We start from the raw sequence: 17383 nt of genomic DNA, 5'->3' as shown, positions 1-17383 counted from the left end.
TGGCTCAGAACTCCACGCCGGGCTGGCCCTTGATGCCCGACCGGAACGGATGTTTGACGAGTTCCATCTCGGTGACCAGATCGGCGATCTCGATCAGTTCTTCCTTGGCGTTGCGCCCCGTCAGCACGACATGGGTCATAGGGGGCTTCTCGCTCTTCAGGAAGGCGACGACCTCGTTGATGTCGAGATAGTCGTAGCGCAGCGCGATGTTGATCTCGTCGAGCAGCACCATGGAATTGCGCTCATCGCGGATCAGTTCCTTGGCCTTTTCCCAGGCCGCCGAGGCGGCGGCGATGTCGCGGGCCCGGTCCTGCGTTTCCCAGGTGAAGCCCTCGCCCATCGTGTGGAACTGGCAGAGATCGGAAAAATGCTTCTCGATCAGGTCGCGCTCGCCGGTCCACATCGCTCCCTTGATGAACTGCACGACGGCTGACGGCTTGCTGTGGGCGATGTGGCGGAAGATCATCCCGAAGGCGGCTGACGACTTACCCTTGCCCTTGCCGGTATGGACGATGATCAGGCCCTTGCCGTCCGTCTTGGTCGCCATGATCTTGTCGCGCGCAGCCTTCTTCTTCGCCATCCTCTCGGCGTGGCGGGCATCGTCCTTGGTCGATTCGTTTTCTGGGATCTCGTCACTCATCAGTGCACCTCATTCAGTTTCGTAGCAGCCAGGTCGAACCGGGCCGAATTGCTGCGCGGCGTCCAGAGCCCGCGATCGATTGCCTCGCGCAGCCGCTCCTTCATCTCGTCGAATGCCGCCGGGTTTTTCTCGATCATGAAACCGCGCAGGTCCGGATCGGCGACGAAGGCCTGATAGACCGCCTCGAAATGATGCGCGCCGACCGCGCCCGTCGTCGCAGCGAAGGCGAAGAGATAATCGACGGTGGCGGCGATCTCGGCGGCTCCCTTGTAACCATGGCGCATGACGCCCGATATCCATTTCGGATTGACCACGCGCCCGCGCACGACGCGGCCGATTTCCTCCTCGAGCGAGCGGATCAAAGGTCGTTCGGGCCTGGAATGATCGTTATGATAGATCGCTGGACGTGTACCGGCGAGCTGCTCGGCCGCAGCCGCCATGCCGCCCTCGAACTGGTAATAGTCATCACTATCGAGCAGGTCATGCTCGCGATTGTCCTGGTTCTGAATGACGGCCTGCACCGAGCGCAGCCTCTCCTCGAACAGGCCGCGTTCGGCCCTGCCCTCCTCGCCGGCGCCATAGGCATAACTTCCCCAGACGAGATAGGCTTCGGCAAGATCGGCACGCCGCTCCCAGCCCTTTTCATCGATCAGTGCCTGCAGTCCCGCGCCGTAGGCGCCGGGTTTAGAGCCGAAGACGCGGTAACCCGCCCGCTTCACCGCCGCCTTCTCATCGAGCCCGGCAGCGGCCAGCCGAGCCGCCTCGCCGCGCATGCGCCCGGCAATCGGGTTGTCGGCAGCATCCTCATCCAGTGCCCCGACGGCGCGGATCGCCATGTCGAACAGGGCGATCTGCTCGGGAAAGGCGTCGCGGAAGAAGCCGGAAATCCGGAGCGTCACATCAACGCGCGGCCGCCCGAGCACTGTTTGCGATATGATCTCATAGCCGGTGACGCGGCGCGAACTCATGTCCCAGAGCGGCTTGACACCGATCAGCGCCAAAGCTTGGGCGATATCGTCACCACCCGTGCGCATGTTCGACGTGCCCCAGGCCGTCAGCCCGAAGGAGACCGGCCACTCGCCATGATCCTGAACATAGCGGCGCACCAGCAGTTCCGCGGATTTTCTGCCGAGCTCGTAGGCGGCCGGCGTTGGCACGGCGCGGCTGTCGACGGAGTAAAAATTCCGCCCCGTCGGCAGCACATCCGGCCGCCCGCGCGTCGGCGCGCCGGAGGGGCCTGGGGCGACGAACCGGCCGTCGAGGCCGCGCAGAAGGCCGGAGATCTCCGCCGGGCCGCAGGCGAGAATGGAAGGCTTGAGCCGGGATTCGATCTCGTCGAGCACCGTTCTGGTTTGGGACCAGAGGGTTGGGCACCCCATGTCACCGGAAACGAGCTTGGCGGCGAGCAGTTCGATGCGCTCGACGGTGTCGCCGTTGCTGCGCCAGGGGGCGTCGAGGACATCTGCGAGAATAGCCGGACGCGGGCCCGTCCAAAGAGTCGCCATGTCGCAGTCGAGTGGGTCAAAAGGACGCTGAAGCGCGCGGCTCACCTTCTCCCCGGCGGGGAGAAGGGGGGCCGAAGGGTCAGATGAGGCGGCCGCAGACTCGGCCTCGCTTGCGCTCAGCCGCCCGCTCCTGCCGTCGCTCGCCCCCTCATCTGTCCTGGCGGACATCCTCTCCGCGCTGGGGAGAAGGGGGAAACTCAACCTAGCATCCGCAGCAATCGCTCGCTGCAAACTCGCATCACAGCCCTCTCCCAGCCCGCGCGGGACCCGCGCCAACGCCACGGTCAAGTCCGTCAGCAGCCGCCCCTCCGGCGACACGCCGAACACATGCAGCCCGTCACGGATCTGCATCTCCTTCAGATCGCAGAGATAGGCATCAAGCTTCTTCAGCGCCTCACTTTCGCTCTCGCCTTTCGCAATCCCCGCATCCCGATCCAGCCCGATATCGGCGACGAGATCGAGGATCTGGCGGCTGAGCAGCCGGATGCGGCGGGGATCGCCACCCGAAGCTTCGTAATATTCATCGACCAGCGCCTCCAGATCCTTGAGCGGTCCATAGCTTTCGGCCCGCGTCAACGGCGGCGTCAGGTGGTCGATGATGACGGCGGCGGTGCGGCGCTTCGCCTGCGTGCCCTCGCCGGGATCGTTGACGATAAAGGGATAAAGGTGCGGCAGCGGCCCGAGGATCGCTTCCGGGTAACATGTCTCAGACAGCGCCAGCGCCTTGCCCGGCAGCCATTCGAGATTGCCATGCTTTCCCATGTGGATGACGGCGTCGGCGCCAAATTCGCGCCGCAGGAAAGCATAGAAGGCAATATAGCCATGCGGCGGCACGAGATCCGGCGAATGATAGCTCTCCTTCGGATCGATATTGTAGCCGCGCGCCGGCTGGATGCCGACCAGGACGCCGCCGAAGCGGGCGAAAGGCAGGGCGAAGACGCCGTCGCGAAAATGGGGGTCGTTCTCTGGCTCGCCCCAGCGCGCCCTCACCTCATCCTGAATCTTTTTGGGAAGAGATTCCAGGAAGTTTTTGTAGCGACTGAGCGAAAGAGCCTCGCGGATGACCCGGCCGTCATGCCGGGAATTGGTCGGCCCCTCCATAAGATGCCAGATCAGCGCGTCGCCATCGGCCGGAACATCGGCGACCGGGTAACCCGTACCCGCCATCGCCCGAAGCACCTCGATGCTGCCGGCCGGCGTGTCGAGTCCGACGCCGTTGCCGAGTCGGCCGTCGCGGTTCGGATAATTCGCCATGATGAGGGCGATGCGCCTCCTATTGGCGGGCGTCCGGCGCAGCCGCACCCAACTGGCGGCGAGCTCCGCCGTATAGCGGAGCCGGCCGGCGTCGGGCAGGCTTGCCACGATGTTCGCCTCGACAGCCGCGTCGTAACGCGCCGCCGTCTTGAAGGACACCGCCCGCGCCAATACCCGCCCGTCGACTTCGGGCAGCGCCACATTCATGCCGAGGTCGCGCGCCGACAGACCCTGCGACGAGGTCACCCAGGCCTCCCGCGACGAAGCCGACAGGATTGCCTGCAGTACGACTGCGCCATCCGTCTCCAGCACAGTCGGTTGCCGGTCCGCGCCCGGCGCGGAGACCGCAAAGCCCGTTGTGTTGATGACGACATCCGGTTTCAACGCCGAAAACACGCTCTCGAGAATGCCTGTCGAAACGGGATCCTTTAGGCTGTAGGCAAAGACCGGCAGCGGCCGCAGGCCAAGTGCGGCCAGGGCCTCGACCAGCGCCTCGACCGGCCCGGTCTCGCCGCTCTGGACGAGGGCACGGTAGAAGCTGATGGCGACGATGGGGGACGTGGGTTCGAATTCCACCTCTTCTGTCGAGCTTGGTGTACCCCCCTCTGTCCTGCCGGACATCTCCCCCACAAGGGGGGAGATCGGGGATGCGAGGCTTCGCTCCATCTCTTCAGCCGAAAGTGCGGCATTCTCACGCATTTTTTTTGTTGGAAGTCCGAGCGACTTGCTGATCTCCCCCCTTGTGGGGGAGATGTCCGGCGAGACAAAGGGGGGGGCCCCACGCTTGACGGACGACGTTGGCGCGACATGCGAACCGACGACCCGCCGCCACTCTTCGACCCCGATCGCCCCTCGCCCCGGCCACCAGATCCCCGCCTTCATCAAAGGCACTGCCAGCGCCGGCTTCTCCGCGCCCGATAGCATCGCCGAGGCATAAGCAAGGAAGCTCCGCGTATTGGCGTCGCCGCCCTCGATCAGATAGACCCAGAGCGCGTTGAGATCGTCGAGGTCAACATTGGAGAAAGGAACCAGCCCCGCATCTGGCTTGGCATCGCCAGGCAATACTGCAATCAGTGCGCCGTTGCGGGCGGCAACGGCGTGCAGCGCCTCCAGCGCATAATGGAAATAGCTGGCGCCGCCGAGCGCACGCACGACGATCAGCTTGGCGTGCCGGGCCGTTCGCTCGACATAGGTATCGACTGACATCGGATGCTTGAGGCTCATCAGATTCGCGAGCCTCAGCGAATGCGGCATTCCCTCGCAGCCGCGATAGGCGGTAGCGACCGCGGCAAGTTCGGTGTCGGCAGCCGAAAGGAACAGCATATCGCCCGGCGACTGGCCGAGGTCGATTGCCTCTTCGCCGTCGCTGATCGTTCCCTGCTGGGCCAGAAGCAGATGCATCGATTATCCTTGAACGAGCGCTTCAATCGCCTTGCGCACCGCGCCCTGGTTCATTTCGTGCAAGCCGATGACGACGAGGCGCGTGCGGCGCGCCTCGCCCGCTGCCCAGGCGCGGTCGAAATACTGGTCGATGCGGCTGCCGACGGCCTGCAGTTGCAGGCGCATGGGCTTGCCCGAGACGTCGATGAAGCCCTTGAGGCGCAGCACATCATGCTCGGCGATGATGCCCTTCAGCTTCTCGACAAAGCCTGTCGGATCGGAAACAGCGCCGAGTTCGACAACGAAGCTGTCGAACTCGTCGTGGTCGTGTGGCGCCCCATCCTCGTGCTCCAGCTCGTGATGGGATTTGCGGTTGGCGATATCGTCTTCCGCGCCGATGCCGAGGCCGAGCAACACGCCTGCCGGCACCTCGCCATTCCTGGCCTCGATCATGACCGGCTTGCGGGCGATGCGGGAGGCGACTTCGTTCTTCACGCGGCCCAGGCCATCCCCATCGATCAGGTCGGTCTTGTTGAGGACGATGAGATCGGCGCATGTGAGCTGGTCTTCGAACAGCTCCTCGATCGGGCTCTCGTGATCGAGCGAGTCGTCCTCGACGCGCGCCGCCTCGACAGCAGCATGGTCATCGGCGAAACGGCCGGCGGCAACGGCCGCACTGTCGACAACCGTAATGACGCCGTCGACGGTCACCTGGGTGCGGATATCAGGCCAGTTGAAGGCGGAGACCAGCGGCTGCGGCAGGGCGAGGCCGGAGGTTTCGATGACGATATGGTCAGGCCGCTGTTCGCGCTCCAGGAGCTTCGTCATCGTTGGAATGAAATCGTCGGCGACGGTGCAGCAGATGCAGCCATTGGTGAGCTCGATAATGTCGTCCTCGCTGCAATTCTCCGCGCCGCAGCCCTTCAGCACCTCGCCATCGACACCGAGATCGCCGAATTCGTTGATGATAAGCGCAATCTTTTTGCCGCCGGCATTGGTGAGCAGGTTGCGGATCATCGTCGTCTTGCCGGCGCCAAGGAAGCCGGTGATGACGGTTGCGGGGATTTTCTGCTGGATCATGGAACTTCAACCCTTCATTTTCAGCGGCAGACCGGCCGCGATGAAATAGACTTCGTCGGCCTGCGCCGCGATTATTTGGTGCAGCCGTCCGGCATGATCGCGAAAATCGCGCGCCATCCGATTGTCAGGCACGATGCCGAGGCCAACCTCGTTGGAAACGAAGACCAGCCGCGCCTTGGCGCCAGGCAGGAAATCAGCGAGCGCGGCAAATTCCACAGCCATCTCGCGCTCCGCCATCATCAGGTTGGTCACCCAGAGAGTCAGGCAATCGACAAGCACAATGCGCCCCTCGCCGTCGATCGCGGCAAGCACGCCGAGAAGATCGAGCGGCTCCTCATGCGTCGTCCAGGAAGGGCCGCGATCGGCCTTGTGCTGGGCAATACGCGTCTGCATCTCCTCGTCCCAGGCACGGCCGGTGGCGAGGTAGTGGCGCTCGTCGCCGCTTGCCATAACGAGATTTTCGGCAAAACGGGATTTGCCGGAACGGGCGCCGCCGAGGATGAGGGTGTGGGAGGGGGCAGCCGTCATGCCCAGACAGTCCTATGACCGGATGCGGTACCCCGCCCCACCTCATTCCTGTGCTTGTCATAGGAATCCAGCCACGGCGCGTCGGCGCCGTGAATAATTCTATGCTGCCGTGAAGGGATTCTCCTGTGCCCAAGGACTTGGGCCCGCTGGATTCCTGTGACAAGCACAGGAATGAGGGAGGAAAGGAAACTCCTTCCCAGCGGCCCCGTGCCGGACGGCGGCGGCATCTGCAAGTCAACTTCCAAGCGCACCACCAGAGGCGGCGCTGAATTCAATCGTTCAGCCAAAACAACCTCCGTGCTGGCAGCGGGTCTCTTGCCCAGGGTTGGGCTTTTCGCCCGGCACGGAAGGCAGGTCTCCTGGCTCGCGGTTATCGGCGGCGATCGGGGCGAACCGGAAGTCCGGTCGCCCCTGATCGTGCCAGCGGATCTGCCTCGCCTTCCCGGCTGCCTCGGTGAAAAGGTGGACGATTCGTAGAGATAGAGGCGTCCGACCCCGGTTGATCACCATGCATTTCCAGTGGCTTTTCCGGCATGCCGCCCATCCCGCCCGCCTGCACGATTGCAGCCCGCCGGCCGAAAGGGTTCGATGCCGGATGGAAGACCCTGACCGCTCTACAGTCGCGCGGTCGGCTGTGATGAATGCGCCCGATGTGGGTCCGCCCCGTCACATTCCCTTTTCATCCGGAAGGCGAAATGCCGATCCGGAACCATCCGTTATCCCTGGGATGGTTAGGCAAGCCGGGGGGTGAAGTCAACCGACCTTCGAAACCGCTCCAGCTCCAGACTGCGCAAAAGATCGGCCAACACCACTGACCCTACCGGAAATATCGTCTATTATCAGCGGCTTACGTCATAAATATTTGACCCGACCGTCGGCTTTTCGCCGCAATTGCGTTGCAAGGCGACTGCACCTCCGCCCTTGACCCGGCCTCTCATCGCCTAGTTGTCTAGCCATGCTTATGAAATTGGATCGGCGCCGCCTGCGCACGCTGCGTGTTTTCTTCGATCCGGGCCGGCTGCGCGCCCTGACGCGCCGCAGCGAAGTTGGCTTGTCGCTGGCAGGCGCCATCGTCGGCATCGCCTCGGGTCTTGCCGTGACCGGCATGAGCTATGTCTCCAACGAGTTGCACCAGCTAGTTTTCGGCATCGCCGACAGCGAAAGGTTGAGCGCGTCGGTCATCGAGGACAAGATGCTGCTGCTTACCGCCCCGGTCATCGGCGGTACCCTGCTCGGCCTGCTGCTTCTGGTCCTCGCCAAACGGCGCAAGAAACCGATGGTCGACCCGATCGAGGCGAATGCGCTGCATGGCGGCCGCCTCTCGTTGACCGACAGCATCATCGTTGCCGTACAGAACCTGATCTCCAACGGCTTCGGCGCCTCCGTCGGTCTGGAGGCCGGCTATACCCAGCTCGCCGCCGGCATTGCCTCCAAATTCGGCCTCAAGCTGCAGCTGCGCCGCTCGGACCTGCGCATACTCGTCGGTTGCGGCGCGGCCGGCGCCATCGCCGCCGCTTTCAACGCGCCGCTGACGGGCGCCTTCTACGCCTTCGAGCTGATCATCGGCACCTACACCATCGTGTCGTTGACCCCGGTCGTCGTCTCCGCCCTCGTTTCAACCCTCATCGCAAGGTTGCTTGCCGAGGGCGATTTCACCATCGATATCGGCAGCTTCGGCTCGGTCGTGCCGGCCGATTATATCCCGGCGCTGCTGCTCGGCGTCTTCTGCGCCGGCGTTGGCATTCTCCTCATGCAGGGCGTGGCCTTCGTCGAGGAGGTGGCGCGCAAAAGCTCGATTGCCCCGCCCTTTCGCCCGGCGCTCGGCGGCATTATCGTCGGGCTTCTGGCGATGATTTCGCCGCAGGTGCTCTCGGCTGGCCACGGCGCGCTGCATCTGAACCTCTCCCGCGACGTGGCAATCCCGGCGCTGATCGGTCTCTTCCTCCTGAAATCCCTTGCCTCGGCGATCTCGATCGGCTCCGGTTTCAGAGGCGGGCTGTTCTTCGCCTCGCTGTTCATGGGCGCCCTGCTCGGCAAGCTCTTTGCTTATTGCGGCCCCTATTTCGCCGATGCGACATTGACGCCGGTCATTTATGCCGTGGTCGGGATGAGTTCCCTGGCGGTCGCCGTCATTGGCGGGCCATTGACGATGACCTTTCTGGCGCTCGAAATCACTGGCGATTTCCCGATCACGGCACTGGTTCTTGCCGCCGTCATCACCTCCTCGCTCGTCGTGCGCTCGACCTTCGGCTACTCCTTCGCCACATGGCGCTTCCACCTGCGCGGCGAAAGCATCCGCAGCGCCCACGACGTTGGCTGGATCCGCAATCTGACGGTGAACAAGCTGATGCGCGCCGACGTGAAGACGGCAAAGGCCGATATCTCGCTGGAAGACTTCAAGAAGGCCTTCCCGATCGGCTCAACCCAACGCGTCATTCTCACAGAGGAGAACGAAAAATATGCTGGCCTCGTGCTCGTGCCCGAGATCTACGCCAATCCGACCGACGCCCAGGACGAGAGCCAGAGGCTTGCCGATTTCGTCCGCTACCGCAATGATTTCCTGCAGCCGCAGATGAATGCAAAGCAGGCGGCGGCGATCTTCGACAGGAGCGAAAGCGAAGCGCTCGCCGTCGTCAACAATCTGATCGAGCGCAAGGTGGTGGGACAGCTCAGCGAAAGCCACACGCTGCGCCGCTACAGCGAAGAACTCGACCGGCGCCGCCGCGAGGTGTCGGGCGAGATTTGAGCGAGCCTAAGAAGCGGCGCGGGCAAGCCTGTAAACGTCGGCTCTCTTCGAAACGCCGCGCAGATCGAAAGCGCCGAGATAGTCGCAGGGCACGGCGCAGGTCGCTGCGAAGCTTTCTGACAACAGCAGGGGCTGCTCAAGCGTTCCGCACAGCTTTTCAAGCCGCGACGCCTCGTTGACGGCCCTGCCGATCACGGTGAAGTCCAGCCGGCCCTGGGCGCCGACATTTCCGTAAAAAACCTCGCCGAGATGCAAGACGACATCAATACCGATATCGGGGCCACCATCCAGCGTCCGTTCGCGATTGAGCTCCTCGTTTGCCCTCAGCAGGTTCTGCGCCGAAGCCAATGCGGCCTTGCAAGCCCTTTGCGGATCCTCGGCGTCCGTCGGAAAGATTGCCAACACGCTATCGCCCATGAACTTGAGGATCTCGCCGGAATTTTCCTCGACGTGCCGGTCGATCAGTTCGAAGTGCTCGTTGAGAAAGCCGACGATCTCCCCCGGCTGATAGGCCTCGGTCAGCGCCGTGAAGTTGCGGAGGTCGGCAAGCAGGATGGCAGCATCGATGGAGCCGCCCATTCCCCTGCGGGTTTCACCGGCAAGGATGCGCGCGCTCGTCCTGGCGCCGGTATAGACGGCGAGGATATCGGTCGCGGTCTTGGAAACCGCGACACGGTAAGCGGCAAGCCCCAGCGCTGGGAACAGTTCATCGATGATCGCCAGCTGATCATCTGAAAATCCGCCCGGAGAATCGCTCGTCAGAGAGAAACCGAGCCCGCGCAGCGCGACTTCCTTCGGGAACTCGAAAAGATTGACCACATGGTCCGTGCCACCGGCAAGCGCAAATTCGTGGAGCTCGCCATAGTGGAGACCCTCGCCTTTCGCCAGGTTCCATCGCCCCGTCTTCTCACCGCGGTTCAGAAGATAGAATATCGGCGTCTTCTCGAAGTTGCGCTCGGTCTCGCTGCCGTGCTCCGCATTCTCGAGAACAGTCTCACCGCCCCGCATGAAATTGGCCGCGACGCCGCGATACATCGGATGCAGGGACGGCATGCGGATGCTTGCCCGCCAGATCGGAAACCCGTCCGCAATCAGCCGTTCACACAGGCCGGCGACGAGATCACCAATATGCTCGCTGGTGATTCCCTGCTCTATAACCCACTGGATATGATCTTTAATTTCCAAGCCTCCGCGTGAGGATCAACAACCTTTTATTAGCCTGCTTCGCATCGCGATTCTACTCTTGAGCGAATTAAGTAATGCAGCACGACCGAAGATGCGCCTATCCTCTGAGACTCCGACCTCCGGCCAACGTGTTTTCGAGCGGGCCTCTCTCGGCCTTTCTGATTGGCAGCGAAATCCGGTACTCTCAAATGGCCCCTTGCGCGACCTTCTTCAACGCGCCGCACCCTGAGACGCGAAACCGCAGGCGCGGCCTTGATGGGTGGCGGCTAATCAATCAGCCCGGCCAGCCAGTGTGGGTCGAGGCAACGTTGCAATTCCCCGGCGATCTCATCGAGCGCCTGCTCCACGCCTTGACGATAATTCGTCCGCCCGCCCGATAACCCAAAGCTTTCCAGCAGTCGGGTGCGGTAGGCGTCACTGCCGAAGAGCCCGTGCAGGTAGGTGCCCATGATCCGGCCGTCGGCCGAAAGCGCCCCGTCGGGCGCACCGTCGATGATCGCCGAAGGCCTGATACAATCCGGGCCGCCGGTGACGCCGAGATGGATCTGGTAGCCGGCAAGCGGCACGTCATATTCGGTCGAGCGGGCCTGGCTGTTGCGCACGGTCTTCTCCGACGCCATCTCGGTCTCGACGTCGAGCAGCGCCAGCCCCGGCGCCTCGGAGGTTCCGCCCTCGATTGCCAGCGGATCGCGGACCGTGCGTCCGAGCATCTGGTAGCCGCCGCAGATGCCGATCACCCGGCCGCCGCGCCGGACATGCGCCGCAAGATCGCGGTCCCAGCCTTTAATTCTGAGATCGGCGAGGTCCGCTATCGTCGATTTCGAGCCCGGAAGAATGACGAGGCTCGCATCGGCAGGCAGCCGCTCGCCTGAGCGCACGAATACCAACTCGACATCCGCCTCCGCCTTCAGCGGATCGAGATCATCGAAATTGGAAATGCGCGGCAGCATCGGCACGGCAATCTTCAGCGCTCCGGCACCGCCCCTCGCCAGTCGTTCGAGGACGACCGAATCCTCGGCCGGCAGGCGCGCGGCAGCCTGCAGCCACGGCACGACGCCGAAGCAGGGCCAACCGGTGAAACATTCGATGGCGCGGATGCCGTCGTCGAAGAGCGAGACGTCGCCGCGGAACTTGTTGATGAGATAGCCCGCGATCATCGCTCTATCGCCCTCGTCGAGGATCGCCTGCGTACCGACCAGCGAGGCGATGACGCCGCCGCGATCAATATCGCCGACGAGCACGACGGGCACGCCCGCTTTCGTCGCAAAGCCCATATTGGCGATGTCGCCGGCTCTGAGATTGATTTCTGCCGGCGAGCCGGCACCCTCGACGACGACGAGATCGGCGCCGGCAGACACCTTTTCGAAGCTTTCGAGCACGGCGCCGAGCAGTTGCGGCTTCAGCCGCTGATAATCCCGCCCCTTCGCCTGCCCGAACACCCTGCCCTGCACGATGATCTGGCTGCCGCTTTCCGATTGCGGTTTGAGCAGCACCGGGTTCATATGCACCGAAGGCGGCGTGCGGGCGGCGAGCGACTGCAGCCATTGCGCCCGGCCGATCTCGCCGCCGTCATCGGCGACCGCCGCGTTGTTCGACATATTCTGCGGCTTGAATGGCCGCACGGTGAGCCCGGCATTGGCCGCCAGCCGACAGAGACCCGCCACCAACACCGTCTTGCCGACATCCGAGCCGGTTCCCTGCAGCATGATCGCTCTTGCCATGGCGGCCGCCTTTCCCTAGGGCACCGCGCTTCCGAAAATCGATTCAGATTTTTTCGGGCCGATGCACTAGCCGGAGGCCTACAATGGCCGCCGATCCCGGGTCAAGACTTCGGATATTCTCGCGAAAGCGCGAAAACCGCGCAGGCCTTGGCTCTGCGCGGTTTGCCGAAAACTCAGGCGCCTTCGCCCCTACACGGCGAAGCTCGCTTTCTCCGGTACGCACTACCTGAACCGGAGAAGCAGCGGTCGTTGCCGCTACATCCCAACTGATAACGGCACATTCTTACCGGAGAGTTATTGAAGGCTTACGCAAATGTTAATTTTGACTTTTTTTGATCTGCACGGCGGAATTTCCGCCGCCACTGCGCCGGCGTTCCCAGACGGCGTCAATTTTCGATCTGGGGAAATATTAGCTGCGAACTATATTCTTCGAATTCAATAATTTAGTTCCGCAACCACGAGCAGAAGACGGTTGATTTCTCCGAGCGAACGCGTAGGCTTCGACAAAATAAGCCATTGCTAAACATGGTCTGCGACGAGTTGCCGGAGCCGGTGGGACGGCGCCCGTGAACGGGAAACGCCTGTTGCGGGATCGCCCCAGGTGAATCCCGGCAGCACGTTGTCTAAGAAGAATTCGGGGAAGACGATGAAGACGCTTTTGATTTCGGCCGTCTTTGCCGCGGCTCTTTTGAGCGCGATCGTGCCGGCCGAAGCCGCCGAATGCGGCAAAGTATCGATCGCCGAGATGAAATGGGCCTCGGCCGGCATTGCCGCAAACTTCGACAAGTTTATCCTGGAAAACGGCTACGGCTGTTCCGTCACCATCGTCGACGGCGACACCCTTCCGACCTTCGCCTCGATGAATGAGAAAGGCACCCCCGATATCGCATCGGAATACTGGATCAACTCCGTCAGGGCTCTGCTCGATCAGGCCGTCAATACCGGCCGGCTGGTGCAGGGCGCCGAGATACTCGCCGATGGCGCGGTCGAGGGTTGGTTTATCCCAAAATTCATTGCCGACGCCAATCCCGATATTCGCTCGGTCGAGGACGCGCTGAAGCACCCAGAGCTCTTTCCTGCCGAGGATGATCCGTCGAAAGGCGCGGTTTACAACTGTCCCGCCGACTGGAGCTGCCAGATATCGACCACCAACCTCTTCAAGGCCCTGGCCGCCGACAAAAAGGGCTTCGAACTTGTCGAGACCGGCAGTCCCCAGCGGCTCGATGCCTCGATCGCCCGGGCTTTCGACAATAAGATCGGCTGGCTCGGTTATTACTGGGCGCCGACCGCCATCCTCGGCAAGTACGACATGACGCGGCTGAGCTTCGGCGTCAGTCACAACAAGGCCGAATGGGATCGCTGCACTGCGGTTGCCGGCTGCATCAGGCCTGAGCTCAATTCCTATCCGGTCTCGCGCGCCTTCACGCTGATGACCAGGTCTTTCGCCAGCCGCGCCGGACCTGTCACGACCTATCTCAAGACCCGCAAATGGGACAATGAGACGATCAACCAGGTGCTCGCCTGGCAGGATGAAAATCGCGAAAGCAATGAGGATGCCGCTATCTATTTCCTGCGCAATTACGAGAACTTGTGGGTGAAATGGGTGCCCGCCGATGTAGCCGAAAAAGTCAAAGCGAGCCTATAACGGCAGATGGCACCTACCATCGGACGATTCGAATGACAGGCAACGTTCCCTTTCCCGACCGCGATACCGTTGCGGAAAAGCTCGCCGCGCTATCGGAAGCCGATAAATCATATCTGGCTTTGCTCATGGAAAATGCCGCCCAGGACGACAACCTGCTCGACGGCCTGCGGCGCCATCTCGACCTTGCGGCGAAGTCGCATTTCCTGAACTCGCTGAAGCTTGAAAACCTTGGATCATGGCTCGGGACCCAGGCGCCGGATCGCCTGCAGATACGACTGATGGAAACCGCTCGCTCGAGCCAGCATCCCGCCTACCAAGCCTTCCGGACCGGTCTCAGCCGATCCGGCGGCCTCGAAAAGGCATATCCTCCGGTGCCTTGATCCGGCCGCGGATGGCCCGTTCAGCCCGGCAAAGCTGCCGGCCGATTACTTCCTCGCAGCCCTGTCGACCGAGCGACCGGCGTCCTGTGTGGCGTTGACGGCGTTCGCCGTATCTTTCCCCATGCCGCGGATCGTGTTGCCGCAGGAGGAAAGAGCAAGAAGAACCATGAAGGCTGCGGCAATTTTGGCCGTTGTCGTCATTTCGAATATCCTTGTTTGAAATCAACCCCGAACGGCACTCGTGCCATCCGCGCCGATAACGCACAAAGGAACAAAAGGTTCAGCGGGAGAAAGACGTCCTCAGGCGGCGACCGCCTTCGCTCTCTCGGCGAAAGCACTGCGGATGCTGTCGGCCACCGTCTCGATCGGTCCAGACATCTGCGAGGCGGTCAGCAGCCGGATATCGAAGGAGCCGAGCTCCGGCAGCCCTTCCTGCAGCCCGAGGATCGACATGTCCTCGCTGACATAGGAGAGCGGCAGCGGCGCGATGGCGAGATCGGAAAGCACGGCGGCGCGTTGCGCCATCGTGTGGCCGCTGAGATAGGCGACGCGATACGGCCGCTTGTTGCGTTCGAGCTGCGATAGCGCCTCCTGGCGCCAGATGCAGCCGTCCTCCCAGATCGAAATCGGCAGGGGATCGCGCCGATGCGCCGAACCGCACCTTGCGCCGGCCCAGACCAGCCGCTCGCGAAACACCACTTCGCCACCGGTCGGAAACGGCCGCGTCGCGCAGTTGATCAGCGCCAGGTCGAGCCGCTGCTCCTCCATGCGCTTCTTCAGCCCGACGCTCATGTCGATCGTCACGTCGACCATGATGCCGGGATAGCTTTCGGCAAAACTCTTGAGGATCCTCGGCAGCAGCCGCTCGCCGATATCTTCAGGCGCGCCGAGCCTGACGACACCGGTGAGCTCCGGCATGATGAAGCGCGACACCGCCTCGTTCGACAGGGCGAGGATGTTGCGGGCGTAGGAAAGCAGCATCTCGCCGTGGCGTGTCAGCGTCACCGAGCGGGCGTCGCGCAAAAACAGGGTCGCGCCGAGCTGTTCCTCGAGCTTCTTGATCTGCATCGACACTGCTGACGGCGTGCGGAACACCGCTTCGGCGGCAGTGGAAAAATTGCCCGTCTCGGCGATGGCGACGAAGGTACGCAGCACATCGTTGTCAAGCAAAGGAATGGGACGGCGAAAGGGAAGGCTCATCGTCGCATCTTTCAATTTTTCTGATCTTTAACCGCATATCATTTTGTTTGATTGAATGTCAATCGCTCCCCATAGTCAGCGTGTCGCCAACTAGCGCAGCAAAGGAGGCTCGACATGGCGCAATCAAGCACCTGGAATATCCTACAAGCCCTTTCAGCATTCAAGTCGCATCGGCGCAGGGATGCGAACCACGAACATGCGCTGCGGGAGTTGAAGCGATTTCCGTCGCACCTGCTGGCTGATTGCCAGCGTGAAATGGAATTGCCGCCCCTCAACTCGGTCGCTCGACCGAAGCGGGTTCTGAGGATCGTGGAATCGCGTGCATAATGCCGATCTCTGGATGGGATCAGGACACTCAGGTCTTCGGACGACATTGCCGTCGAACTCGGCAACACGGGCCCGGGCCGATGGCCTCACGGCGATCGGCTCATATCCCACCTATCAGCTTGAAAGCTATAATCCACATCGTCGCCGCGACGAGCGTCTCGAGCATCCGCCAGGAGGCTGGCCTGGAGAAGATTGGCCGCAGCCACATTGCGCCATATCCGAGCGCAAAGAAAAACAGGAAGGAGCCGGTCACGGCGCCTGCGGCAAACGAAGCCTGCTGCCCCGGATACCGCGTCGATATCGTACCGAGCAGCACCACCGTGTCGAGGTAGACATGCGGATTGAGCCAGGTCAGCGCGAGGCAGGTCGCAAGCGTACGGCAAAAGCCTGTCGTTTCGGCTTCCGCCGCTGTCAGCACAGCGGACGACCGTAAGGCGGAATAGAGGCTCTTGGCTCCGTACCAGGCCAGAAACGCGGCTCCCCCGTACCGCATGACCGGATCGAGCCAGGGCACGAAGCCGACGATCTGCTGGAGGCTGGTGACGCCGAGCATGATCAGTGCCGCGTCGGATAAGGCGCAGGTGAGGCAGACGGCGAAGACATGTTCATGGCGCAGGCCCTGGCGAAGGATGAAGGCGTTCTGCGCGCCGATCGCCACGATCAGGCTGAGCCCCATCATCAGGCCTGTAACATAAATCGAAAAATTCATCGTTTCAGCAACACGTCTCAGCTTCGATGAAGTTGCGGTATCGCCTGAAATTGGCTTAGTCTAATTAATCTGTCTTATCCCAATTAAGAGAAATTAATCCATGCTCGACTATCCCGCTCTTCGCGCCGTTGCAACCGTCGCCCAGACCGGCAGCTTCGAAAGGGCGGCGACCCTGTTGAACGTGACGCCTTCGGCGGTCTCGCAGCGGGTCAAGCAGCTCGAAGAACGCCTCGGCGTCATCCTGATCGCCAGAGGCACCCCCTGTACCGCAACCGAAAAGGGTGAATGGCTCTGTCGCCACATCGAGAATGTCGGCATGCTCGAGGCCGAGCTTTTCGGGCAGCTGCCGGCTCTTGTCGATCCCGACGAGCCACGCCAAAGGGTCACGCTTCAGATCGCGACCAACGCCGACAGCCTCGGCACATGGTTCGTGGAGGCCATGTCGAATTTCTCCAAAACCTCGTCCTATCTGTTGAATGTCGCCGTCGACGACCAGGATCACACCGCCGAATGGCTGCAGCGAGGACGGGTGATCGCAGCCGTCACCAGCCTGGAGAAGCCGATCCGGGGATGCCGGCGTTTCGCGCTTGGAACTCTCCGTTACAACGCCACCGCGACACCCGATTTTGTCGCCCGCCACTTCCCGGACGGCGTGACGTCGGAGGCGATCCGCAACGCTCCGGCCCTGACCTTCAACCAGAAGGACAGGCTTCAAAGCAACTGGGTAAGGCAGACTTTCGGCCAAGATCTGGACTACCCCACACATTGGCTGCCCTCGCCGCAAAGCTTCGTCGAGGCCACCCTTTCCGGCATGGGATGGGGAATGAATCCGACCCAGCTCACCCGCGAACATTTCGCATCAGGACGGCTGGTCGAGCTTGTTGCCGACACGCCGCTGGACGTCCCACTCTACTGGCAGATAAACCGCCTCGCCGCCGACCGCCTGGCGGAGTTGACGCGCGAAGTCGTCGCCGTGGCGAAGCGCTGTCTTTAATTCCGTCAGGCATGCCTCTTCTTCAGGCTCCACCGCGGCAGAGATACTCTTCGATTGGAGCGATCACACGTAGGCCGTGCGGCTGCCGA

The 17383-nt window shown here is 62.3% G+C and carries 14 protein-coding genes and 1 riboswitch; of the genes, 5 read left to right on the top strand and 9 right to left on the bottom strand.

Going from position 1 to position 17383, the window contains the following annotated elements; all coding sequences use genetic code 11:
- Positions 1–4 precede the first annotated feature (4 nt).
- The 4 genes from cobO to cobU are packed head-to-tail and all read right to left on the bottom strand — an operon-like array spanning position 5 to position 6387.
- Positions 5–640 (bottom strand): cob(I)yrinic acid a,c-diamide adenosyltransferase, encoded by a 636-nt coding sequence (cobO, locus tag HJB91_RS04575; protein WP_210630970.1) that lies wholly within the window; start codon positions 638–640, stop codon positions 5–7.
- Positions 640–4800: a cobaltochelatase subunit CobN gene (gene cobN, locus HJB91_RS04570; protein WP_221153520.1), complete on the bottom strand. Its 4161-nt coding sequence runs from the start codon at positions 4798–4800 to the stop codon at positions 640–642. Before cobN ends, cobO begins: the two co-directional genes overlap by 1 nt.
- Positions 4801–4803: 3 nt before the next feature.
- On the bottom strand, positions 4804–5859 hold the full coding sequence (cobW, locus tag HJB91_RS04565) for a cobalamin biosynthesis protein CobW (RefSeq protein WP_221153519.1): 1056 nt from the start codon (positions 5857–5859) through the stop codon (positions 4804–4806).
- Positions 5860–5865: 6 nt separating this feature from the next.
- A complete protein-coding gene (gene cobU / locus HJB91_RS04560) occupies positions 5866–6387 on the bottom strand; it encodes a bifunctional adenosylcobinamide kinase/adenosylcobinamide-phosphate guanylyltransferase (RefSeq protein WP_221145282.1) in 522 nt (173 codons plus the stop codon).
- A gap of 331 nt (positions 6388–6718) precedes the next feature.
- Positions 6719–7116: riboswitch (cobalamin riboswitch) on the bottom strand.
- Positions 7117–7342: 226 nt separating this feature from the next.
- Between cobU and HJB91_RS04555 the strand changes: the two genes are divergently transcribed.
- Entirely contained in the window at positions 7343–9133 is a 1791-nt protein-coding gene (locus HJB91_RS04555) for a chloride channel protein (RefSeq protein ID WP_221153518.1), read from the top strand.
- A gap of 6 nt (positions 9134–9139) precedes the next feature.
- On the opposite strand, the gene HJB91_RS04550 is transcribed toward HJB91_RS04555, so the two are convergent.
- Positions 9140–10318, bottom strand: a complete 1179-nt coding sequence (locus tag HJB91_RS04550) for an adenylate/guanylate cyclase domain-containing protein (RefSeq protein ID WP_405048789.1) — start codon at positions 10316–10318, stop codon at positions 9140–9142.
- Positions 10319–10584: 266 nt separating this feature from the next.
- A complete protein-coding gene (locus tag HJB91_RS04545; protein ID WP_221153517.1) occupies positions 10585–12039 on the bottom strand; it encodes a cobyric acid synthase in 1455 nt (484 codons plus the stop codon).
- 646 nt (positions 12040–12685) lie between these two features.
- Between HJB91_RS04545 and HJB91_RS04540 the strand changes: the two genes are divergently transcribed.
- The gene (locus HJB91_RS04540) at positions 12686–13684 is read left to right on the top strand and encodes a glycine betaine ABC transporter substrate-binding protein (RefSeq protein ID WP_210630964.1); all 999 of its coding nucleotides are present in this window, start codon (positions 12686–12688) and stop codon (positions 13682–13684) included.
- Between the two features lie 32 nt (positions 13685–13716).
- A complete protein-coding gene (locus HJB91_RS04535; RefSeq protein ID WP_210630963.1) occupies positions 13717–14064 on the top strand; it encodes a hypothetical protein in 348 nt (115 codons plus the stop codon).
- A 45-nt stretch (positions 14065–14109) separates the two neighbouring features.
- Here HJB91_RS04535 and HJB91_RS04530 read toward each other — a convergent pair whose 3' ends face one another.
- On the bottom strand, positions 14110–14265 hold the full coding sequence (locus HJB91_RS04530) for an entericidin A/B family lipoprotein (protein WP_011425752.1): 156 nt from the start codon (positions 14263–14265) through the stop codon (positions 14110–14112).
- 99 nt (positions 14266–14364) lie between these two features.
- A complete protein-coding gene (locus HJB91_RS04525) occupies positions 14365–15264 on the bottom strand; it encodes a LysR family transcriptional regulator (protein WP_210630962.1) in 900 nt (299 codons plus the stop codon).
- 114 nt (positions 15265–15378) lie between these two features.
- On the opposite strand from HJB91_RS04525, the gene HJB91_RS04520 reads away from it, so the two are divergent.
- Complete coding sequence (locus tag HJB91_RS04520) at positions 15379–15591, top strand: hypothetical protein (RefSeq protein ID WP_210630961.1); 213 nt, start codon at positions 15379–15381, stop codon at positions 15589–15591.
- Between the two features lie 100 nt (positions 15592–15691).
- Here the strand turns inward: HJB91_RS04520 and HJB91_RS04515 are convergent, their stop codons facing one another.
- Positions 15692–16300, bottom strand: a complete 609-nt coding sequence (locus tag HJB91_RS04515; protein ID WP_221153516.1) for a LysE/ArgO family amino acid transporter — start codon at positions 16298–16300, stop codon at positions 15692–15694.
- A 100-nt stretch (positions 16301–16400) separates the two neighbouring features.
- Between HJB91_RS04515 and HJB91_RS04510 the strand changes: the two genes are divergently transcribed.
- Positions 16401–17294: a LysR family transcriptional regulator ArgP gene (locus tag HJB91_RS04510; protein WP_221145292.1), complete on the top strand. Its 894-nt coding sequence runs from the start codon at positions 16401–16403 to the stop codon at positions 17292–17294.
- Positions 17295–17383 lie beyond the last annotated feature (89 nt).

Source organism: Rhizobium sp. NLR10b (assembly GCF_019685435.1).
Lineage (GTDB): Bacteria > Pseudomonadota > Alphaproteobacteria > Rhizobiales > Rhizobiaceae > Rhizobium.
Note: the sequence above shows the minus strand (reverse complement) of the source record. Positions and strands in the feature narration are given on the sequence as shown.